The organism is Bradyrhizobium symbiodeficiens (assembly GCF_002266465.3).
In the GTDB taxonomy this organism is placed as follows: domain Bacteria; phylum Pseudomonadota; class Alphaproteobacteria; order Rhizobiales; family Xanthobacteraceae; genus Bradyrhizobium; species Bradyrhizobium symbiodeficiens.
Map to the genome: position 1 here is coordinate 1262961 of NZ_CP029427.2, position 19204 is coordinate 1282164.

A 19204-nucleotide genomic window follows, 5' to 3' on the forward strand; every position below is an offset into this window, starting at 1 on the left:
CTCGCCGGACTGGAATTTGGGCACAAAAAAAGGGCGCGCTTGCCGCGCGTCCCCTGAAGCCGAGAGCGCGGGGGTCTCCCTCGCGCGCGGGTGGGTCTTAGACCAGATTCCGGAGCGGCGAAACCCCGAAAAACGCCCATCAACCGGCAATTTTGACCGGTTTTGGCCGGGCCTGCCAGCCACGGGCGAGATGCACCAGAAGTGAGGCCGCAACGCTCGATCCGCCGATCCAGCCCAGGTCGGTCGGCGACAGGGTGGCCAGCACCGCGCCGCCCAGCGCCCCGCCGAGGGCGAAGCCGAGATACATGGCGGAGGCGTTGAGCGACAGCGCGATCATCGAAGCCTGCGGCTCGATCCGGATGATGCTGGCGACCTGGGCCGGATAGAATGCCCAGCCGGAGATGCCCCAGAGGAAGATCGTGCCCAGCACCGCATAATGCGCCTGTCCGGGCATCAGCTTCAGGACCAGGGAATGCAGGACGAGGGCGCTCGCCATGCCGGCGAGCCCGAGGGCGGCGGTCGTAAACGTTCCGAGCCGGTCGGCCAGGGTACCGCCGAGCATGTTCCCGATCGCGGCCGCGCCGCCGAACACCAGCAGGGCAAGGCTGATCTGCGAGGCATCGAAGCCGAGCCCACGCAGCGGGACCGCGAAATAGGTGAACACGGTGAAGCCGCCGAGCGCCCATAGGATCGTGATCACGAGCGCGGTCAAGACATGGCCGTGACGCGCCACCGCCAGACGTTCGCCGAGCGAGGCCGTGTTGCGCGGCAAGCCGCGGGGCAGGCCGAACAGGAGGGCGACGAGCGCGACCGCGCCGATCAGGGCGACCATGGCAAAGGTTGCGCGCCAGCCGAACAGGCTGCCGACGAGATTGCCGATGGGGACGCCGATGACGGTCGCGACCGTCAGACCCGAGGTCACCAGCGCCACGGCGCGACCGCGCCGTTCGGGCGAGGCGATCGCAACCGACACGGCGAGTGCCGTCGGCATGCACAGGCCGGAACCCAGCGCCATCAGCATCCGCGAAGCCAGCAGCAGGGCGTAGTTGGATGCCACCATGGCCGCGAGGTTGCCGGCGATGAAGGTGGTCAGCGCCAGCGCCAACACGGTGCGGCGGTCGATGTTGTTCAACGACACCGCCAGGATCGGCGAGCCCACGGCGTAGGTGAGGGCGTAGGCGGTGACCAATTGCCCGGCGGCCGAGACCGAAATCTGCAGATCGGCTGCGATGCTGGGCAAAAGTCCTGCAATCACAAAGCCTTCGGTGCCGATCGCAAAGGCGGCCAAGGCCAGCCAGAATACGCTCATTGGACGATGTCCCTTTGTTCAACGTTTATTGAACTATTGAATGCGATGATCCACAGGTCAATTGGTTCAAGAACTATTGAACATTACGGCCGCTTCGCTATGATTCCCGGGTCATGAGCCGCACGCCTCTTCATCCCACCCGCGAGCAGATCGAGCTGCCGATGGTTCTGGATTGCCTCAGCGATCCGATCCGTTTGGCGATTGTCTGCCAGCTCGCCCAGCAGGAACGTGTCAGCAGTGAGCTCTGCTGCGGCGATTTCTACAGCCTCGCCGGCAAGTCCAACCTTGCCTACCATTTCGCCAAGCTGCGCGAATGCGGCCTGATGCTGACGCGCGTGGCCGGCACCAACCGCTTCATGCGGCTGCGCCGCGAGGATCTGGACGCGCGTTTTCCCGGCCTGCTCGATGCGGTGATCAAGTCCGCGAGCAAGGATTCCGAGCGGCTGCTGCTGTCGACGGAGGGCGAGGTGATTGAGGCGGGTTGAGGTTTGCGCGGGCGGTCCGTCTACGCTTCCGCTGCGCTCCAGCTACGCCGGACACGCTTCGCCCCTTCGGGTCAAGCGTGGCTGCGTCACGCGTAGCCCCGAAGGGGCGAAGCGTGGAGACCCGGCCTGGATTTGAACCAGGATGAAGAGCGTTGCACCGCCCTCGCGTAGACGCTTCCGCCACCGGGCCGCGGCGATCATGTCCGATTGCAGTGCGATAAGCCACAACGGCTAATTGTTATGCTTAACGAACCAGAGGCGGTCGCGCGATGAAGGTCATGCGCCAGCGATTATGGCCGATATTGGTATGGGCGCGCTGGACCGCGAACCCGGCTGCTTTCAGCCTGGCGGTGATCTCCTCCTCGCTGTAGCGCTGCAGCCCGATGCGCGTGCGCAGATGACGATAATCGGACAGCGCGGTGCTGATCAGCCCGACCAGCGCGTCCTTCAGGAAACCGTGGCGCAGGCCGAAGCCGAGCAGCGCCATGACGTCCCTGAACATGCCGACATTGGGCTGGAGGATGTCGCCGAGCACCAGCTTGCCGGAAGGCGTCAGCAATCGCCTGATGTTGCGGAGCGCGGCATCGAGCTCGTCCGGCGCCATGTATTGCGCGACCGAGTTCATCACGACGAGGTCGATCGACTGGTCCTGCATCTTGCGGACGTCGTCGAGCGAGCGGACGCGGATTTTCGTGTTCGGGGCAAACCGCGCGATCAGCCGGCCGCGCACGCCGGGTGCGGGCTCGGCGAGGATCAGCTTGTCGCAAGCCGATGCCACCTGGCTCGCCGACAGCGCTTCGCCGCAGGCATAGTCCAGCACCGTCGCCTCCGGCGAGGAGATGTAGCCGATGATGTCCCGCGCGATGATCTGGAAGTGCAAGTCGCGATGCAGCTTGCTGACATAGATCGTGTGCGTCGAGTCGTAATAATCGATCCAATCGTCCATGGTATCCCGCCCGGCGGTTCCTATCTTGGAACCGCGCTGCCCGCCTTGCGTTAGGGGTGCGACGGCGCGCCGTCAATGTCCGCGTCCTAACAGGAAGGTCCCCCGTGAGCAAAACCAGCAACAAGATCTCGCCCGATCTCGATACCCCCACCGATTTGTCGCCCGACGGGGTCAAGAAGGTCTCGGAGGCGCTCAACGTGCTTCTGGCCGACGCGTTTGCGCTGTATCTGAAGACCAAGAATTTCCACTGGCACGTCAGCGGCCGGCACTTCCGCGACTACCATCTGCTGCTCGACGAGCAGTCCGATCAGATCTTCGCCACCACCGACCAGCTCGCCGAGCGCGTCCGCAAGATCGGCGGCACCACGCTGAAGTCGATCGGCCAGGTCGCAAAGCTCCAGACCATCAAGGACAATAACGAGGACTACGTCCCGCCGCGCGAGATGCTGCGCGAGCTGATGCAGGACAACAAGCATGTCGCCGCCGCGATGCGCAAGGCGCACGACGTCTGCGACAAGGCCGAAGACGTGGCGAGCGCCAGCCTGCTCGAGAATTTCATCGACGAGACCGAGCGCCGGACGTGGTTTCTGTTCGAGGCGACGCGTCAGGAAGGCGGCAACGAGGCGTAGCCCGGCTCGCGTAGGGTGGGCAAAGGCGCTCTTCGCGCGCCGTGCCCACCATCTCTCTCGATCGCAAAAAAAATTCGTGGGCACGCTCCGCTTTGCCCACCCTACGGCACCATTGTCTTGGCTACCGCCACAGCCGCATCAACCCCCATCCGTGCCCGTCACCGGATCGGCCGGCGGCATCGCGACCTCTGGAATCGTCTTCAGCGCCTTGGCGTGGTTCTCCGGCGTTGCGCGCGTGATCTCCATCTTGCTGCCCGGCGGGTAGGCGCCGATCACGCAGAAATCGTCGCTCGCCCTGATGCATTGATGTCCGGTGCCGGCGGGCAGGATCGCGACATCACCCGCCTTGATCTCGAGCTCCTGGCCGTGGTCGCCGCCGAAGCGGACGCGAGCACTGCCGCGCGCGACGCCGAGCACCTCGTGAACCGTCGCGTGGTAGTGCAGATAGTCGTAGACGCCGTTGCGCCACGTGCCGCCCCAGCCGTTCGCCGCGAACAGATCTTCGATGGTCTCTTCAGGTCGTGCGGGATCGAGCTTCACCGCGTCCTGATAGACCAGGAAGGGAAGGATGTTGTTCGGCACGAGCCCGTCGTCTTCGAAGACGATGGCGAGCGGCTCGGCGTTGTCTCGGACGGCGGACATGGCAGGGCTCCGGGTCACAACGGTCACGAAATAAAGACGATGCTCGCCCCGTTTGTTCCTGCGCCGGTCCGCGCGCCGGTTTGACGGAGATCAAGGCACGCGCGGCCAACGGCGGGCACGCACATCGAAGCGAAAGAAAAGGGAACGCCATGTATGCATCCGACGTTGCGCAGCGCCATTTTTCGGCGGCCGTTGCCGAGGCGGAGACTTCCGGCCTTGGGCACGAAGCCGTTTGCCGCGCTTTGCTCAGTCTCGTGATTTCGAAATATCTGGAGACGCGGTCGATCGCCGACATTCAGGCCGAGCTGCGCTTCATCGCCGAGAACTTCGATCCCGACACGGACTTCATGTTCATGCGTCCGTGACGGCGGGCCCCGGCGGATTCATCCGCCGGGAGGTCTTGCGTCTTACGCGCTCTTCTTCTGCCGCATCAGGTCCGCAAAGCGCTGGAACAGATAGTGCGAGTCGCGCGGGCCGGGTGAGGCCTCGGGGTGATATTGCACCGAGAACACCGGCTTGCCGTCGAGCTGGATGCCGCAATTGGAGCCGTCGAACAGCGAGATGTGGGTCTGCGTCGCGCCCTTCGGCAGCGTGGTCTCGTCCACGGCAAAACCGTGGTTCATCGAGGTGATCTCCACCTTGCCGGTGGTCTCGTCCTTGACGGGATGGTTGGCGCCGTGATGGCCCTGATGCATCTTCTTTGTCTTCGCGCCGACGGCGAGGCCTAGCATCTGGTGACCGAGGCAGATGCCGAAGGTCGGCGTGCCCGACTTGATGACGTCCTGGATCACGGGCACGGCATATTTGCCGGTCGCGGCCGGATCGCCCGGACCGTTGGACAGGAACACGCCATCCGGCTTCATTGCCAGAATGTCTTCGGACGAAGTCGTCGCCGGCACCACAGTCACCTTGCAGCCGACGCCGGCCAGCAGGCGCAGGATGTTGCGCTTGATGCCGTAGTCGATGGCGACGACGTTGAACTCGGCCTTGTCCTGACGGCCAAAGCCCTTGTCCCAAACCCAGGGCGTCTCGTCCCAGCTGAAGCGCTGGCCGCTCGTGACCATCGGCACGAGGTCCATGCCCTCGAGGCCCGGCCATTCGCGCGCTTCTTCCTTCAATCCATGAAGGTCGAACTCGCCGTTCCTGGCGTGCGCGATCACGGCGTTGGGCATGCCCTTTGAGCGGATCAGCGCGGTCAGTGCGCGGGTGTCGATGCCGGAGAGGCCGATGATGCCGCGGGCCTTGAGCCAGGCGTCGAGGTGCTTGGTGGCGCGATAGTTCGAGGGATCGGTGATCGCGGTGCGCAGGATCACGCCGCGTGCGCCCGGCGTCGCCGCCATGTTCACCGTCTCGATGTCTTCCTCGTTGGTACCGACATTGCCGATATGCGGGAAGGTGAAGGTGATGAGCTGGCCGGCATAGGAGGGATCGGTGAGGATCTCCTCGTAGCCGGTCATCGCGGTGTTGAAGCAGACCTCACCGACGGCGTGGCCCTCGGCGCCGAGACCGAAGCCTTCAAGCACCGTGCCGTCGGCAAGCACGAGGAGCGCGGTCGGTTTATGGTCCGGCCAGGCGGTATCGTTGTCATGTTGTGTCATGAGCGCGTTTCATAGTCCTCGCGCGGGCCGCCGTCAAAGCGGGAGAGGGCGGATTCACATGCGTTTTTGCATATTTGACAGGCCGTCCCCGGCACTTAAGCTCCGGCGCACAATTTCCGGCAAATTCCTGGGCTTGCGAGGCAATAATGGACCGGACGACCCCGATTGTGCTGGTTCCGGGGCTGGCCTCCTCGGCCCGGATCTATGCACAAATGATCCCCGCGCTGTGGCGTTTCGGACCGGTCATGGTCGCCAACCATATCCGCGACGACAGCATGGCGGCGATCGCCCGCCGCATCCTGAGCGAGGCGCCGCCGCGCTTCGCACTCGCCGGCCATTCCATGGGCGGCTACATCGCGTTCGAGATCATGCGCCAGGCGCCCGAGCGGGTGGTCAAGCTCGCGCTGATCAACACCCAGGCGCGGCCCGATACGCCGGAGGCGACCGCGCGCCGCCGCGGCCTGATGGAACGTGCCGGGCGCGGCGAGCTTCGCGCGATCCGCGAGGAGAGCTTTCCGGAGCTGGTGCATCCGTCACGGCGCGACGATGCCGATATTCTGAAGCTGGTGCATGCGCAGGATGAGGATGTCGGCGTCGAGGGCTATCTGCGGCAGCAGACCGCGATCATCGCACGGGTGGATTCGCGCTCGACGCTTTCAGCCATCACATGCCCGACGCTGGTGCTGACGGGCGATGCCGACAACACCATCCCGAATGCGCTCTCGAAGGAGATGGCCGAGGGCATCCCCGGCGCAAGGCTCGTGATCCTCGATCGCTGCGGACACCTGCCGCAGCCGGAACAGCCGGAAGCGACGGTGCGCGCGCTCTCCGAATGGCTTGGAAGCTAGTTGTCTGAAGGCCCCGGACGGCCTAGATCAGGCGTCAAATACTCGAAGGGATCACGACCATGCTGCGCGACGACATCAACAATGCGGTCAAGGAGGCCATGAAGGCCAAGGACGAGCGCAAGCTGTCCACGCTGCGCATGGTCAATTCGACCATCAAGAACGCCGACATCGACGCGCGCGGGCAGGGCAAGCCGCCGCTCTCGGACGCCGATCTGCTCGGCGTTTTTCAGAAGATGATCAAGCAGAGGCAGGAATCGGTCGAGCTCTACGAAAAAGGTGGCCGCGCCGAGCTCGCAGCCCAGGAGCGCGAGGAGATCGCGGTGATCTCGGCATACCTGCCGAAGCAGATGGCCGAGGACGAGGTGAAGAAGGCGATTGCGGATGCGATCGCTGAGACGGGTGCCGCCGGCATGAAGGACATGGGCAAGGTGATCGCGGTGCTGCGCGCGAAGTACGCGGGGCAGATGGATTTCGGCAAGGCCAGCGGCTTGGTGAAGGCGGCGCTGTCGGGCTAGTCGTCATTCCGGAGCGACGCAAAGCGTCGAGTCCGGAATCCATCGTGCCACCGTTCTGTTGAGAAATGGATTCCGGGCTCGCGCTTCGCGCGCCCCGGAATGACAAGAAGAAACAGGGGAGGCACGATGACCGCCATCAAACCGTTCCGCGTCGCCATCAGCGACGACATCCTCGCCGACCTCAAGTCGCGTCTCGCCCGCACGCGCTGGCCGGAGGCTGAACTGGTCGACGACTGGAGCCAGGGCGCGCCGCTGAAATGGATCCAGGAAATCTGCACCTACTGGGCTGATGGCTACGACTGGCGTGCCCGCGAAGCAAAACTCAATCGCTTTGAGCAATTCACGACCGAGATCGACGGGCTCGACATCCACTTCATCCATGCGCGCTCGAAGGAGCCGTCGGCGCTGCCGCTGATCATCACCCATGGCTGGCCTGGCTCGATCGTCGAATTCCAGAAGGTGATCTCGCCGCTGGTCGATCCAGCCGCGCATGGCGGCAACCCCGCCGATGCGTTTCACGTGATCTGTCCCTCTCTGCCGGGCTTCGGCTTCTCGGCCAAGCCCAGGACCACTGGCTGGGGCGTCGACCGGATCGCTGCGGCCTGGGCGGAGCTGATGGAGCGGCTGGGTTACAAGCGCTACGGTGCGCAAGGCGGCGACTGGGGCTCGGCGGTGACGACATCGCTTGGCGCGCAGGACCCGGTCCATTGCGCCGGCATCCACATCACGCTCGCCTTCAACGCGGCGCCCAAGGTCGAGGGCGAGCCGACGGCGGAGGAGAAGCGCGCGCTCGCCGGGCTCAAGCACTATGTCGACCTCGACTCCGGCTACTCCAAGCAGCAGTCGACGCGCCCGCAGACGCTCGGCTATGGCTTGACGGATTCTCCGAGCGGGCAGGCGGCCTGGATCCTGGAAAAATTCTGGGCCTGGACCGATTGCGACGGCCACCCCGAGAACATCTTCACCCGGGACGAGCTGCTCGACAACGTCATGCTCTATTGGGCGACGGAGACGGCAACCTCCTCGGCGCGGCTCTACTGGGAAAGTTTTGGCAAGCGCCGCACCACGCCGAAGGTCAACGTGCCGACCGGTGTTGCCGTATTTCCCAAGGAGATCATCACGCCGGTGCGGCGCTGGATGGAGCCGAACTTCCCTGACATCACCCATTGGAGCGAGATGGAGAAGGGCGGCCATTTCGCCGCGTTCGAGCAGCCGGAGCTGTTCGTGCGCGATGTCAGGAAGTTCTTTGCGACGGTGCGGTGAGACGCATTCTCCGTCATGCCCGGGCTTGTCCCGGGCATCCACGCCCTTAAACTCAGGCCAAACAAGAACGTGGATGGCCGGAACAAGTCCGGCCATGACGTCGAGACCGTGGAAACGCCTGCCATGCTGACCGAAGCCGCAACCTACGACGAGCTCTATCGCAATTTCCGCTGGGACATCCCGGCGCGGTTCAACATGGCGGAGGCGTGCTGCGACCGGCATGCCGACGGCACCGGCCGGCTCGCGCTGGTCTATGTCGACGAGAACGGTGCAACCAGCCGCACCTCCTTCGACGAGGTCGCCGAAGCTTCGCAGCGCTTTGCCAATGTGCTGAAGACGGACGGGCTTGTCCGTGGCGACCGCGTCGCGGTGTTCCTGTCGCAATCGCTGGAATTGCCGGTTGCGCATATGGCGGCGTTCCGCTCCGGCCTGATCTCGATCCCGCTGTTCGCATTGTTCGGCGAGGACGCGCTGGAATTCCGCCTGTCGAACTCGCAAGCCAAAGCCATCGTTACCGACGAGGGTGGTTGGGAGAAGCTGTCCAGGATCCGCGATCGCCTGCCGGAGCTGAAGACGATCTACGTCGTCGGCGGGCGCGCGCGTTCGGGCACGACATCGTTCTGGGATGCGGTGAAGGCCGCTTCGCCCGATTTCGCGCGCGTGGACACCTCATGCGATGATCCCGCGCTGATCATCTACACCTCGGGCACGACAGGGAATCCAAAAGGCGCGCTGCATGCGCACCGCGTCGTGCTCGGCCATCTGCCCAATGTCGAGATGTGCCACAACTTCTTACCCAGGCCCGGCGATCTCATGTGGACGCCGGCGGACTGGGCCTGGATCGGCGGCCTCGTCAACGGCCTGCTCGCATTCTGGTATCACGGCATTCCTCTTGTTGGTCATCGCGCGCGAAAATTCGAGCCGCAGGCGGCGATGCAGATGATGGCCGACCTCGGCGTGCGCAACGTCTTCCTGCCGCCGACCGCGCTGAAGCTGATGCGGCAGGCCGGCGTGACGCATCCGGGCGTCAAGCTGCGCAGCATCTTCACCGGCGGTGAATCGCTCGGCGGCGAGCTGCTCGGCTGGGTGCGCGAGACCTTCGGCATCGACGCGCATGAGGTGTTCGGCCAGACCGAGTGCAACCTCGTGATCGGCAGCAACTCCAATTTGTTTCCGATCCGCCCGGGATCGATGGGCAAGGCGACGCCGGGCTTCGACGTCCGCATCGTCAACGACAAGGGCGAGGAATTGCCGCGCGGCCAGCGCGGCATCATCGGCGTGCGCCAGCCATGCCCCGTCACCATGCTGGAATACTGGCGCAATCCGGAGGCGACGGCGAAGAAATATGCCGGCGAATTCCTGCTGACCGGCGATCTCGGCGTGCAGGACGAGGACGGCTATTTCTGGTATGTCAGCCGCGAGGACGACGTCATCACCACGGCCGGCTATCGCGTCGGTCCCTCCGAGATCGAGCATACGCTGATGAAACATCCCTCGGTGGCGATGGCCGCGGTGGTCGGCATCCCCGATCCGATCCGCACCGAATCGATCAAGGCCTGGATCGTGCTGCGTTCGGGCTTTAGCGGCACCGACGCGCTGGCGCGCGAGATCCAGGAGTTCGTCAAGGTGCAGCTCGCCGCGCATGAATATCCGCGCTTCGTCGAATTCGCCGAGACTCTGCCGATGACGGCGACCGGCAAGGTGCTGCGGCGCGAGCTGCGGGCGAAGGGCTAGCTTCCGACAATGGCAAAAACGTCTCCAGCCGCGGGACTCCACCGCGCCTCGCTCGACAAGCTGCACGATCTCGATGCGGCGCTCGAGCTGATGTATTACGGCTGGCGCGGCATGACGCTGGAGGCCGATGAATACCTCGCGAAGCAGGGCCTGTCGCGTCCGCATCATCGTATCCTCTACGTGGTGGCGCGCCGGCCCGATATCGCGATCGGTTCGCTGCTCGAGGTCCTCGGCATTTCCAAGCAGGCCCTGAGCCGGCCGCTTAATCTGCTGGTGGAGCGCAAGCTCGTGACGTCGAAGCGCTCGCCCGCGCAGCATCGCTCCAAGCTGCTGCGTCTGACGGCGGCCGGGCAGCGCATCGAGCAGCGCGCATCCGACCATGAGCGCAACGTCATGCGTCAGGCGTTCGATCGCGTCGGCGCATCCGGGGCGGCGGCATGGATGGCCGTCATGGCAGCAATCGCCGACCAAAATTGACGAATCTCAAGTCAACATAGTTGACATGACGGGCTGGCTTTGCCATTTTCCCCGGCGACAAGCGTGGAGAGGCCGCGTCATGAGTGGACAGGCAATGAATCGGGCGGCGGCCGGACCCTTCGTCGCGGCCTGGTGCGCGAGCTGGTGCAAGGTCGACATCGACGCCGTCGTCGCCCACCTTGCCGACGATGCGCAGATGCGTAGTCCCCTGGCGCTGACGCTCACCGGCTCGCCGGTCGTGAGCGGTGCCGGGAACATCCGCGCCTACTGGCAGAAGGCCTACGGCCACATCGAAAGCGCGGACCTGAAGATATTGAGCTGGAGCTGGGACGACACCATTGCGCGCCTGACGGTGTGGTGGCAGCTGGGCGACACCCGCGCCAGCGAGTTCATGGATTTCGACGAAACGGGGCGCGTCGCGCGCAGTGAAGCCTTCTACGGAAAATAGCCATGCGCCTGTCGGATATCGTCCTGCTCCTCAACGCGCTGTGGTTCGGCGGCGCCTTCGTCCAGTTCAGCATTGCGCAAGCCAACACGCTGAAGATCCTGCTGCCGCGGGAAGAGCGCAGCAATCCGATCGCGCCGACCCTGGCGGCGAGCGTGGCGTTCCTGGGCGGGATGAACCTGCCGATCGGGCTGTTGTCGTTCTACCTTCTGGCCGCGCGTCCGCTCTTCTTCCAGCCGGTCGAGGCGCAGCTCGCGCTGTTCCTGTTCTTCTCCGCCTGCCATTTCAGCCAGTTCGCCTATAATCTTCCGGTGCTGATGCGTGGCGGACGCGTTGGCGTCGCTTACTGGCCGGTGCTGAAGGGCCCGATGCTCAGGATCTTCGTCATCGACGCGGGACTGTTCGCGGCCAATCTCGCGGTGGCGCTCCGTCTCGCGATGGCGTCCTGAAAAGGAGCGAATGCTGCTGAATTGAATTCGGCGCTGGCCGCGAACCCGGATCACCTCTCCCCGCTGGGAAAGGCGAATTATCGCGACGGCTCCGAGAGCGCGGCCCTCAGCATCGCGGCAAGCTCCTGACGCTTGAACGGCTTGGTCAGAATGCGGGCGTTGATTCCGTCCGGCGTCTTGACGGGATCCTGGCTGTAGCCGGAGGTGAAGAGCACCTTGAGATCAGGCCGAAGCTCGGCTGCCTGCCTCGCCAGCTCCGGCCCGAACATGCCGCCGGGCATCACGACGTCGGTGAAAAGCAATTGGATGTCGTCGGGCTGGCGCAACACTTCCAGCGCTGCGGGTCCGTTCGACGTCGCGATGACCCGGTAGCCCAGCGTTCTGAGCTCGTTCTCGACATAAGCTCGCACCATGTCGTCGTCTTCGACGAGCAGGACGGTCTCGTGTCCCGCGTGCGTGATGGTCGCCTGCGCGGGGCGCAGGTCCTCGCTTGGCGGTGTTGCGAGACGGGGAAAGAACAGCCTGATGGTACTGCCTCGTCCCGGTTCGGACTGCATCTGCACGAGTCCGCCGGATTGTTGCACGAATCCGTAGACCATGCTCAGGCCGAGGCCGGTGCCCTTGCCGACCTCTTTGGTGGTGAAGAACGGCTCGAACGCGCGCCCCAACACTTCGCTGCTCATCCCGGCCCCGGTATCCTTCACAGCCAGCATGACGTAGTCGCCCGGCCGTGGCTCGCCGTTGACGTCGAGATCGGACTCGCCGAGCGATGCGTTGCACACCTCGACTGCCAGCTTGCCGCCGTCGGGCATCGCATCGCGCGCGTTGAGCACGAGGTTGAGCACGGCGGTCGCCAATTGGCCGGGATCGACGCTGGCGAGCCATAGATCGGGCGCGAAGGTGAAGCTGGACTCGATGTGCTCGCCCAGGGTCCGGCGCAGCAGCTGCTTCATGCCGGTGACCTGCTCGGCGATGTCGATCTCTCGCGGCCGCAGGGGCTGCTTGCGCGCGAAGGCGAGCAGGCTCCGGGTCAGATCGGAACCGCGCTCGGCCGCGGTCGCGATATCGCTGGCGATCCGGTGCAATTCCTTGTTGCCCGCAAGCCTGTCGGCAAGATGCTCCGAGTTGCCGAGAATGACGGTCAGGAGATTATTGAAATCATGCGCCACGCCGCCTGTGAGCTGGCCCATGGCTTCCATCTTCTGGGACTGGCTGAGCTTGTGGCTGAGATCCGCGATGGCGGCGCGCTGCTGTTCGAGCGATTCGGCGGTGCTGTTGAGCAGGGTCATCAACCCACCGAGCTCGCCGCCCGGATGGGGCTCCGGAATGCGCGCGCTGAGATCGCCGCGCCCGAGCCTCTTCGCCATGGTGGCGAGCCGCCCGACCTGGCGGCCGATGCTCACGGTCGTGAGAATCCACAGGCCGGCGAGCAGCAGCAGCGAGGCCACCGCGAGAATCGCCACGTCCTCGTACAGCCGGCGGTTCGCCGCCGCGACCAGCCCGTCCTTGGAGCGTCCGACCAGGATGTAGAGGCCGGCCTTGCGGATCGAGGGCGAGCGGGCAACGCCCCAGATCTGCGTGCGGCCCTCGCGGTCGGTGACCTCCCGAAATGGCTCGCCATCGGGCGCTGTCGCAAAGCGGAACAGGTCGGAGCCGGCAATCGACCCGCCGACGGGTTCGCTCCAGCCGCCGCTTTTGGGGGCGGCCAGGACCGTACCCTTGGCGTCGACGAGCAGGATGTCCTTCTCGGCGAGCAGCCGCTTGTCGTGAAACTCCACGAATTTGTTCAGGTTGAAGGACGCGAGCAGCACCAGCTTTAGCGCGCCCGCCTCCGATCGCACGGGGTAGGCGATCTGGAGCACCGACAGTCCGGTGAGACGGCCGAACACCGGCTCCACCGCGACGACGCCCGTAAGCTCCTTGACCTGTTTGAAATAGCCGCGGTCGTTCAGGTCGAGCGTGCGGTTGGTTCGCAGCGAGTCACAGAACAGGCTGCCGTCGGGATCGATGGTCAGGATACCCGTGAACTGCGGATATTCTTCGCGGACATCGGACAGAAACGCCGAGCACGCCGCCTTGTCGCGCGTGTCGAGGTCGCGGGCACGGGCGAGCCCATAATGAAGCTGGGCGGTGCCTTGGATCTTCTCGTCGAGATCGGCGGCGATGTCGTCGGCGGATGCGGCCAGATTGGCCAGCGCCGCGTCGATCTCGCTGGCCCGATTCTGCACGAAGCGCAGCCCGACCAGGATCGCCGGCACGAGCATGGCTGCGATGACGAGGATCAGTAACCGGGTACGCAGGCTCATCGGTGGGGCGGTCCGCTCTCAGGCGTATCTGCTCGGAGGTACAATTTGCGGCACGATCGTCTGCCCAGTCCATAGCCATTGGCGGGAAAATGCACCAAGGGTCAAGGATTTCGCACCGCGAGCATTGTCGCCTCGCCTCTGACTCTTCGCTCCTGCCGGCATCAAGTTGCGCCGGCGCGCGGCGGCGCTAATATCGCGCATGCGCGCGGCGAAAGATCGCGCCGACGTGTGGAGGAAGCTGATGTCCATCTCGGGCAAGGTCGATCCGGTGGTGCGTCCAGTCGCGGCGACCGACATCGCCGAGGCGCTGGTCGAGGGCCTGCGCGATTTCCAGGCGCTGCCGTTCTACGGTCTCTGCTTCGGCGGGCTCTACGCCGCCGGCGGCATCGCCATCATGTTGTGCTTCACGGCCTTCGGCATGGTCTATCTCGTCTATCCCCTGGCGGCAGGTTTCGCTTTGATCGGACCGTTCGTGGCGATCGGTCTCTACGAGATCAGCCGCCGCCGCGAGCGCGGCGAGCCGGTCTCCTTCGGCGCGATCTGGTCCGCCGTGCGCTCGCGCAGCGAGATCGGCTGGATGGCGTTCGTTACGTTATTCTTGTTCGTGGTCTGGATGTACCAGGTGCGGCTCCTGATCGCGCTGCTGCTCGGTCTGCACGCCTCGTTCTCCAGCCTTCAGGAATTCATGACCGTAGTGCTGACCACGAATGAAGGCCTGCTGTTCCTCGGCATCGGCAATGCTGTCGGTGCGGTGCTGTCGCTGATCCTGTTCTCGCTGACCGTGGTGTCATTTCCGCTGCTGCTCGACCGCGAGGTCGATTTCGTCACGGCGATGGTGACGAGCGTGCGCGCGGTGGTGACGAGTCCGTTGCCGATGATCACGTGGGCCGCCGTGATCGTGATGCTGCTGATCGTCTCGGCGCTGCCCTACTTTCTCGGGCTGATTGTGACGCTGCCGGTGCTCGGGCATGCGACATGGCATCTCTATCGGCGGCTGGTGGCGCCGGTGGCGTGAGAGAGGAGGCTGATGTCGCGGCGGCGCGCTATTGGCCCGCTGCCAGGCGACGAGTGCCGGAGGAGGTCAGTTCGAGTTCGCCAAGCCGCCTGATCACATAGCCCAGGTTGATCAGGCGCTCGCCGTGCGCCTGCGGAATGTCGCCTTGCGCCTCGCCCTTGCCGATTTCGGTTAGCGACGCAAATTCGTCGGCGCTGAGCGCGGCGGTGCTGTCCGTCATCAGGCGACCTCGTCGGTCCATACCTTGAAACTGAGCAGTTTATTCGGACCGAAGGTTTGGGTGATGGGGACGTCGGAGGCATCGCGTCCCTGCGCGATCAGCACCCGGCCGATCCGCGGCGTGTTGTTGCGCGGATCGAACATGTGCCAGCTTCCGCCGAGATAGGCCTCGAACCAGCCGGCGAAATCTCCCGCAGCCCAGGGCTTCGGCGTGCCGATGTCGCTGAGGTAGCCGGTGCAATAACGCGCCGGGATGTTCATGCAGCGGCAGAATGTGATGGCGAGATGGGCGTAGTCGCGGCACACGCCCTTGCCTTCGTCGTAAGCCTCACGGGCCGTCTTTGTGGCGCGCGCATGCTCATAACCGAACGTGATGTGGCGATGAACGAAATCGCAGATGGCCTGAACCCGCTTCCAGCCGGGCGGCGTCCGCTCGAACAATTTCCATGCGATATCCGTCAGGCGATCGGTCTCGCAGTAGCGACTGCCGAGCAGATAGACGAGCGTGTCGGCCGGCAGCGCTTCGACGGCGTGCTGAAACGCGTTCGGAAACACCGGGTCGGGCAGGCCGCTGTCGCGAACGATGCCATCGCCGGAAAGGCGGAAGGCGCCGGCCGGCGCCACGAGGCGACTGCACCAATTGCCGAAGAGGTCGCGATAGGGATTGATGGCCACGGAGGGGCTGGTGGTCAGCAGATCGGGCACGATCACGTCGGAGGCGCGCGTGAAGTGCGTGCCCAGCACCATGATCATGGGCGTCGGCTGCGGGAACTCGTACAGCATCTCGAACCCGACGCGGAGCTTCATGCGTACGACTTTCCCCTGGCTGAGTTCTCAAGATGGCTACGAAGCGGTCGAACACAAGGCTTCGACTGCCTTATTCGATCGAGAGCGGCATTTGGCGCTTCAAAAGCGCGGCGCGAACGAGAAAACGATAGCTAATTGCTGCGATTGCGCGCACGGTGCGTCGATGTCGGAAAGAGCGGTCGTCTCCGCGCACATGTGGCGCCACGACGCTGCACGCGCGAGGCGCAACGGCTCATTCCTCGCACCTGCGGAGCCGATTGGTCACGCCGTCGTAACGCGATCGTCGCCTGTATTGCCCGTTCCCACGAGTAAGTTGGATGCGGCGTGGCTCATCCACGGCTGCGTGACAGATTCCCCATTCGTTCGATATGAAATCGAACGTCAACCGAAAGCACCCGATGCAAACTCAACCGATACAAGCTCTCTCGCCACGGCAGGTCAAGACAGACGAAGCACTTCGGCTTGGCGTGGAGTCGGGCTGGTATGCGATCAAGGTCAGCGGGACCTTTGTCTCGGGCCCGCACGATTCGGAAGGGGATTGCCGTCGCAAGATCGACGAGATTCAGCCACCGGTGAAGAAGAAGCGGTGAGGGCGCAGATTCCGGACGCTACGGCGTCTTGATCCCCATCGCCTTCAGCGCCGCCAGCATCTGCGCTGGCGGTGCCATCTTGATCTGCGGCGCCTTGCCCGTCTCCAGCAGGCTCTTCAGCCCCGACAGGATCGCGGGCCAGCCGGTGCGACCGCCTTCGAGGATGTCGTTGCCGAGCTCGCGGTCGTGGCGTTCGCTCATGGTGAGGCGGACGGCTTCGTCTGCGGGCTCGATCTCGTAGGTGACGAGTGTGGCGCCGAGCTTTGCGACAAGGTCGGGCCAGTTGACGTTCCAGCTCACGGTGAGCTTCTTCGGCGGATCGTATTCGAAGACTTCGCCGGAGATGTGCTCGGAACCGTCAGGCGCGCGCACGATGAAGGTGCCGCCGAGCTTCGGCTCCATCTCCACCGCAAAGCCGGAGAAGTATTTACGGCTGAACTCTGCCGAGGTCAGCGCCTCCCACACCTTTTCCGGCGTGGACGCGATGTAGATGGTGTAGACTGTCAGCGGCTTGAACTGATCGAGCTTCATTTTGCGTCGAATCCCTTGTTGAGGGCCGTGCGGGGAATGGCGAGCACTTTGCCTCTCTCCAGCAGGCTCTTGAGCCCGGACAGGATCGCCGGCCAGCCATTGGAGACGGCGCCGAGATATTTGCCGCCCTCGACGAAGCCGTCGTGCAACACGGTCAAGCGCACGAGTGCGCCGAACGGTTCGATGGTGAAGACGACGCGCGAGATCGGCTCGCCGCGCAGCTCTTCGAACTTCCGGTGCTTGAAGCTGTAGGACAGAAGCCGCGGCGGATCGGCCTCGAGGATCTCGCCGGAATCGGTGACCTCGCCGTCGAGCGTGAGCGCAAAGGGTGAGCCGACCTTCCAGTCGGAGCGGACCTCGGCGCCGAACCAGTATTGCCTGGTGAATTCGCTCGACGTCAGCGCCTCCCACAGTTTTTCCGGTGTGGTCTCGATATAGGTCACGTAGACGAATTCCGGCTTACTCATCGCGCTTCTCCAACTGGCGTTTCAACTCGCTGAGCGCGGCCAGCTTGCCGCGCTCGAATTTCCTGATCCAGCGTTCGCCGATCTGATGGATCGGCACCGGGTTGAGGTAATGCAGCTTCTCGCGGCCATGCCTGATGGTGGTGACGAGATTGGCCTCCTCCAAAATCGCAAGGTGCTTGGTCACGGCCTGCCGCGTCATTGCAAGGCCGTCGCAGAGCTCGTTCAGCGTCTGGCCGTTCCTCGCGTGAAGCCTGTCGAGCAGCGATCGTCGTGACGCATCGGCGAGCGCTTTGAAGACCTCATCCATGACCGGGATAATTGGCAACCAAATGGTTGCATGTCAAGATGGTGTCTTTGGCGTCCGCATTCGGCTGTGTTACCGTCGAAGCTCAGCCAGCACAGATCGGTTCCGGGAGGACATTGATGTTCCGCTGCGTCTTGACTGCTGCCGCCCTCGTCCTTTTCGCGTGCAGCACCGCCGCCGAGGCGCAGCAGCAAACCATCGGCGCGCCGCCAGAAGCCTCCAACATGAAGCTCGTCGGCAGCAACGATCTCCAGGCCCGCAGCGCCTATCAGCCGACCATCCATCACCAGGGCAATCGCTGGATCGCCTATATCGGCCATCACGGCGGCACCGATGATGTACCCGCGCCCGTCAATCCGATGACGGGCAGGGCCGAGCCGAACGGAACCTCCATCGTCGATGTCACCGATCCCGCGCGTCCGAAATATCTAAGGCATCTGCCGGGCCAGGAGGGCAAATACGAATCCGGCGGCGCGCAGATGGTGCGGGTCTGCGACGGCAAGGCGCTGCCGAAGGGCGATCCCAACGCGGTCTACATGCTGCGCACCTTCGGCAGCGAGGCGCATGAGATCTGGAACGTCACCGATCCCGCCAGCCCTGTGCTCATCACGCGCATCGGCGGCCTGAAGGACACGCACAAGAGCTGGTGGGAATGCGACACCGGCTTTGCCTATCTCGTCTCGGGCGCGCCGGACTGGCGCACACGGCGCATGACGCAGATCTACGATCTCTCCGATCCCGCGCGGCCGCAGAAGATCCGCGACTTCGGACTGCCCGGTCAGGAGCCCGGTTCGATCGGTGCGGTGCCGACCGAGCTGCACGGGCCGATCTCGACCGGGCCCAATGGCAACCGCGTCTATTTCGGTTACGGCACCGACAAGGACGGCGTTATGCAGATCGTCGACCGCGACAAGCTGCTGAACGGGCCGAAGCAGCCGACGCCGGGCAATTTGCGCTATCCCGAGATTTCGCGCCTGCCGATGTCAGCCTTCAACGGCGCGCATACGACGTTTCCGATGCTCGACATGCCCATCGCCGAATTCGCCGAGGACAAGGACGGCAAGACCCGCGACATCGTCATGATCGTGGACGAGACCATCCTGAACGAATGCGGCGAGGCGCGGCAGATGGTGTGGTTCGCCGACGTTACCACCGAGACGCGGCCGATGATCATCTCGAGCTACACCGTGCCGGAGGCGAGCGGGCGGTTCTGCCAGCGCGGCGGCCGGTTCGGCGCGCATTCCTCCAACGAGAGCATGGCGCCCGTCTATTACAAGAAGATGGCCTTCATCGCCTTCTTCAATGCCGGCGTGCGCGCGCTCGACATCCGCGATCCCTATCATCCGAAGGAAGTCGGCTATTTCATTCCCTCGATCACGGCAGCGACCGACAAGCGCTGCATCCCGATCGAAGGCGGCGAGCGCTGCAAGGTCGCGATCCAGACCAACAATGTCGAGACCGACGACCGCGGCTACATCTACATCGTCGATCGCGCCAATACAGGCCTGCATATCCTCGAGCTGACCGGCCCGGCGCGTGCGGTCGCCGGCCTGCCGAAGAATGGATGAGCAAGCTTCCGTTCCGGCCCATCCCATGCATTAATACGCGCACGCCGCCCCGAGCCG

At 64.3% G+C, this 19204-nt stretch carries 22 protein-coding genes, 1 tRNA gene and 1 pseudogene; 13 read left to right on the forward strand and 11 right to left on the reverse strand.

Annotated features, from left to right (window positions below; translation table 11 throughout):
• Nucleotides 1–139: 139 nt before the first annotated feature.
• Nucleotides 140–1309: an MFS transporter gene (locus CIT39_RS05940; RefSeq protein WP_094972984.1), complete on the reverse strand. Its 1170-nt coding sequence runs from the start codon at nt 1307–1309 to the stop codon at nt 140–142.
• 113 nt (nt 1310–1422) lie between these two features.
• Here CIT39_RS05940 and CIT39_RS05945 point away from each other — a divergent pair, with 113 nt between their 5' ends.
• On the forward strand, nt 1423–1794 hold the full coding sequence (locus CIT39_RS05945; protein WP_094972983.1) for an ArsR/SmtB family transcription factor: 372 nt from the start codon (nt 1423–1425) through the stop codon (nt 1792–1794).
• A gap of 114 nt (nt 1795–1908) precedes the next feature.
• Here CIT39_RS05945 and CIT39_RS05950 read toward each other — a convergent pair.
• Nucleotides 1909–1984: transfer RNA gene (locus CIT39_RS05950), tRNA-OTHER, on the reverse strand.
• 54 nt (nt 1985–2038) lie between these two features.
• A complete protein-coding gene (locus CIT39_RS05955; protein ID WP_094972982.1) occupies nt 2039–2740 on the reverse strand; it encodes a class I SAM-dependent methyltransferase in 702 nt (233 codons plus the stop codon).
• A 104-nt stretch (nt 2741–2844) separates the two neighbouring features.
• On the opposite strand from CIT39_RS05955, the gene CIT39_RS05960 reads away from it, so the two are divergent.
• Nucleotides 2845–3369 carry a Dps family protein gene (locus tag CIT39_RS05960; protein WP_094972981.1) on the forward strand — a complete coding sequence of 175 codons (525 nt, stop codon included), beginning with the start codon at nt 2845–2847 and terminating at the stop codon, nt 3367–3369.
• 121 nt (nt 3370–3490) lie between these two features.
• Here the strand turns inward: CIT39_RS05960 and CIT39_RS05965 are convergent.
• Nucleotides 3491–4011 (reverse strand): annotated as a pseudogene (locus CIT39_RS05965) (cupin domain-containing protein).
• A gap of 80 nt (nt 4012–4091) precedes the next feature.
• On the opposite strand from CIT39_RS05965, the gene CIT39_RS05970 reads away from it, so the two are divergent.
• Nucleotides 4092–4376 (forward strand): hypothetical protein, encoded by a 285-nt coding sequence (locus CIT39_RS05970; RefSeq protein WP_244607522.1) that lies wholly within the window; start codon nt 4092–4094, stop codon nt 4374–4376.
• A 42-nt stretch (nt 4377–4418) separates the two neighbouring features.
• Here the strand turns inward: CIT39_RS05970 and carA are convergent, their stop codons facing one another.
• A complete protein-coding gene (gene carA, locus CIT39_RS05975) occupies nt 4419–5609 on the reverse strand; it encodes a glutamine-hydrolyzing carbamoyl-phosphate synthase small subunit (protein WP_094972979.1) in 1191 nt (396 codons plus the stop codon).
• Nucleotides 5610–5755: 146 nt separating this feature from the next.
• On the opposite strand from carA, the gene CIT39_RS05980 reads away from it, so the two are divergent.
• The 7 genes from CIT39_RS05980 to CIT39_RS06010 all read left to right on the forward strand — a co-directional run bounded on the left by CIT39_RS05980 (nt 5756) and on the right by CIT39_RS06010 (nt 11340).
• Nucleotides 5756–6457 (forward strand): alpha/beta fold hydrolase, encoded by a 702-nt coding sequence (locus tag CIT39_RS05980; protein ID WP_094972978.1) that lies wholly within the window; start codon nt 5756–5758, stop codon nt 6455–6457.
• 59 nt (nt 6458–6516) lie between these two features.
• On the forward strand, nt 6517–6972 hold the full coding sequence (locus tag CIT39_RS05985; RefSeq protein WP_094972977.1) for a GatB/YqeY domain-containing protein: 456 nt from the start codon (nt 6517–6519) through the stop codon (nt 6970–6972).
• A gap of 126 nt (nt 6973–7098) precedes the next feature.
• On the forward strand, nt 7099–8235 hold the full coding sequence (locus CIT39_RS05990; RefSeq protein ID WP_094972976.1) for an epoxide hydrolase family protein: 1137 nt from the start codon (nt 7099–7101) through the stop codon (nt 8233–8235).
• 123 nt (nt 8236–8358) lie between these two features.
• Complete coding sequence (locus CIT39_RS05995; RefSeq protein ID WP_162308368.1) at nt 8359–9969, forward strand: acyl-CoA synthetase; 1611 nt, start codon at nt 8359–8361, stop codon at nt 9967–9969.
• 9 nt (nt 9970–9978) lie between these two features.
• Nucleotides 9979–10446 carry a MarR family winged helix-turn-helix transcriptional regulator gene (locus CIT39_RS06000; RefSeq protein WP_094972974.1) on the forward strand — a complete coding sequence of 156 codons (468 nt, stop codon included), beginning with the start codon at nt 9979–9981 and terminating at the stop codon, nt 10444–10446.
• Nucleotides 10447–10525: 79 nt separating this feature from the next.
• A complete protein-coding gene (locus CIT39_RS06005; protein WP_094972973.1) occupies nt 10526–10894 on the forward strand; it encodes a Cif family virulence factor in 369 nt (122 codons plus the stop codon).
• A 2-nt stretch (nt 10895–10896) separates the two neighbouring features.
• Nucleotides 10897–11340, forward strand: coding sequence for a hypothetical protein (locus tag CIT39_RS06010; protein ID WP_094972972.1), 444 nt, complete (start codon nt 10897–10899; stop codon nt 11338–11340).
• 77 nt (nt 11341–11417) lie between these two features.
• Here CIT39_RS06010 and CIT39_RS06015 read toward each other — a convergent pair whose 3' ends face one another.
• A complete protein-coding gene (locus tag CIT39_RS06015) occupies nt 11418–13646 on the reverse strand; it encodes an ATP-binding protein (RefSeq protein WP_094972971.1) in 2229 nt (742 codons plus the stop codon).
• A 241-nt stretch (nt 13647–13887) separates the two neighbouring features.
• On the opposite strand from CIT39_RS06015, the gene CIT39_RS06020 reads away from it, so the two are divergent.
• Nucleotides 13888–14661 (forward strand): DUF2189 domain-containing protein, encoded by a 774-nt coding sequence (locus CIT39_RS06020; protein WP_094973479.1) that lies wholly within the window; start codon nt 13888–13890, stop codon nt 14659–14661.
• A 28-nt stretch (nt 14662–14689) separates the two neighbouring features.
• On the opposite strand, the gene CIT39_RS06025 is transcribed toward CIT39_RS06020, so the two are convergent.
• Nucleotides 14690–14881 (reverse strand): hypothetical protein, encoded by a 192-nt coding sequence (locus CIT39_RS06025; RefSeq protein ID WP_094972970.1) that lies wholly within the window; start codon nt 14879–14881, stop codon nt 14690–14692.
• A complete protein-coding gene (locus CIT39_RS06030) occupies nt 14881–15687 on the reverse strand; it encodes a transglutaminase-like domain-containing protein (RefSeq protein ID WP_094972969.1) in 807 nt (268 codons plus the stop codon). The genes CIT39_RS06025 and CIT39_RS06030 overlap by 1 nt, the downstream gene beginning before the upstream one ends.
• 368 nt (nt 15688–16055) lie before the next feature.
• Here CIT39_RS06030 and CIT39_RS06035 point away from each other — a divergent pair, with 368 nt between their 5' ends.
• On the forward strand, nt 16056–16277 hold the full coding sequence (locus CIT39_RS06035; protein ID WP_094972968.1) for a hypothetical protein: 222 nt from the start codon (nt 16056–16058) through the stop codon (nt 16275–16277).
• Between the two features lie 18 nt (nt 16278–16295).
• Here the strand turns inward: CIT39_RS06035 and CIT39_RS06040 are convergent, their stop codons facing one another.
• From CIT39_RS06040 to CIT39_RS06050, 3 genes are read right to left on the reverse strand one after another with little or no spacing between them, the layout of a single operon-like run.
• Nucleotides 16296–16808, reverse strand: a complete 513-nt coding sequence (locus CIT39_RS06040; protein ID WP_094972967.1) for an SRPBCC family protein — start codon at nt 16806–16808, stop codon at nt 16296–16298.
• Nucleotides 16805–17275, reverse strand: coding sequence for an SRPBCC family protein (locus CIT39_RS06045; protein WP_094972966.1), 471 nt, complete (start codon nt 17273–17275; stop codon nt 16805–16807). The genes CIT39_RS06040 and CIT39_RS06045 overlap by 4 nt, the downstream gene beginning before the upstream one ends.
• Nucleotides 17268–17582 carry an ArsR/SmtB family transcription factor gene (locus CIT39_RS06050; RefSeq protein WP_094972965.1) on the reverse strand — a complete coding sequence of 105 codons (315 nt, stop codon included), beginning with the start codon at nt 17580–17582 and terminating at the stop codon, nt 17268–17270. Before CIT39_RS06050 ends, CIT39_RS06045 begins: the two co-directional genes overlap by 8 nt.
• 116 nt (nt 17583–17698) lie before the next feature.
• Between CIT39_RS06050 and CIT39_RS06055 the strand changes: the two genes are divergently transcribed.
• On the forward strand, nt 17699–19147 hold the full coding sequence (locus CIT39_RS06055) for an LVIVD repeat-containing protein (RefSeq protein WP_094972964.1): 1449 nt from the start codon (nt 17699–17701) through the stop codon (nt 19145–19147).
• Nucleotides 19148–19204 lie beyond the last annotated feature (57 nt).

Coding starts and splice junctions, on each gene's coding strand:
- CIT39_RS05940 (WP_094972984.1), bottom strand. CDS start 1,309: ATGAGCGTATTCTGGCTGGCCTTGGCCGCCTTTGCGATCGGCACCGAA.
- CIT39_RS05945 (WP_094972983.1), top strand. CDS start 1,423: ATGAGCCGCACGCCTCTTCATCCCACCCGCGAGCAGATCGAGCTGCCG.
- CIT39_RS05955 (WP_094972982.1), bottom strand. CDS start 2,740: ATGGACGATTGGATCGATTATTACGACTCGACGCACACGATCTATGTC.
- carA (WP_094972979.1), bottom strand. CDS start 5,609: ATGACACAACATGACAACGATACCGCCTGGCCGGACCATAAACCGACC.
- CIT39_RS05980 (WP_094972978.1), top strand. CDS start 5,756: ATGGACCGGACGACCCCGATTGTGCTGGTTCCGGGGCTGGCCTCCTCG.
- CIT39_RS05985 (WP_094972977.1), top strand. CDS start 6,517: ATGCTGCGCGACGACATCAACAATGCGGTCAAGGAGGCCATGAAGGCC.
- CIT39_RS05990 (WP_094972976.1), top strand. CDS start 7,099: ATGACCGCCATCAAACCGTTCCGCGTCGCCATCAGCGACGACATCCTC.
- CIT39_RS05995 (WP_162308368.1), top strand. CDS start 8,359: ATGCTGACCGAAGCCGCAACCTACGACGAGCTCTATCGCAATTTCCGC.
- CIT39_RS06000 (WP_094972974.1), top strand. CDS start 9,979: ATGGCAAAAACGTCTCCAGCCGCGGGACTCCACCGCGCCTCGCTCGAC.
- CIT39_RS06005 (WP_094972973.1), top strand. CDS start 10,526: ATGAGTGGACAGGCAATGAATCGGGCGGCGGCCGGACCCTTCGTCGCG.
- CIT39_RS06010 (WP_094972972.1), top strand. CDS start 10,897: ATGCGCCTGTCGGATATCGTCCTGCTCCTCAACGCGCTGTGGTTCGGC.
- CIT39_RS06015 (WP_094972971.1), bottom strand. CDS start 13,646: ATGAGCCTGCGTACCCGGTTACTGATCCTCGTCATCGCAGCCATGCTC.
- CIT39_RS06020 (WP_094973479.1), top strand. CDS start 13,888: ATGTCCATCTCGGGCAAGGTCGATCCGGTGGTGCGTCCAGTCGCGGCG.
- CIT39_RS06025 (WP_094972970.1), bottom strand. CDS start 14,881: ATGACGGACAGCACCGCCGCGCTCAGCGCCGACGAATTTGCGTCGCTA.
- CIT39_RS06030 (WP_094972969.1), bottom strand. CDS start 15,687: ATGAAGCTCCGCGTCGGGTTCGAGATGCTGTACGAGTTCCCGCAGCCG.
- CIT39_RS06035 (WP_094972968.1), top strand. CDS start 16,056: ATGAAATCGAACGTCAACCGAAAGCACCCGATGCAAACTCAACCGATA.
- CIT39_RS06040 (WP_094972967.1), bottom strand. CDS start 16,808: ATGAAGCTCGATCAGTTCAAGCCGCTGACAGTCTACACCATCTACATC.
- CIT39_RS06045 (WP_094972966.1), bottom strand. CDS start 17,275: ATGAGTAAGCCGGAATTCGTCTACGTGACCTATATCGAGACCACACCG.
- CIT39_RS06050 (WP_094972965.1), bottom strand. CDS start 17,582: ATGGATGAGGTCTTCAAAGCGCTCGCCGATGCGTCACGACGATCGCTG.
- CIT39_RS06055 (WP_094972964.1), top strand. CDS start 17,699: ATGTTCCGCTGCGTCTTGACTGCTGCCGCCCTCGTCCTTTTCGCGTGC.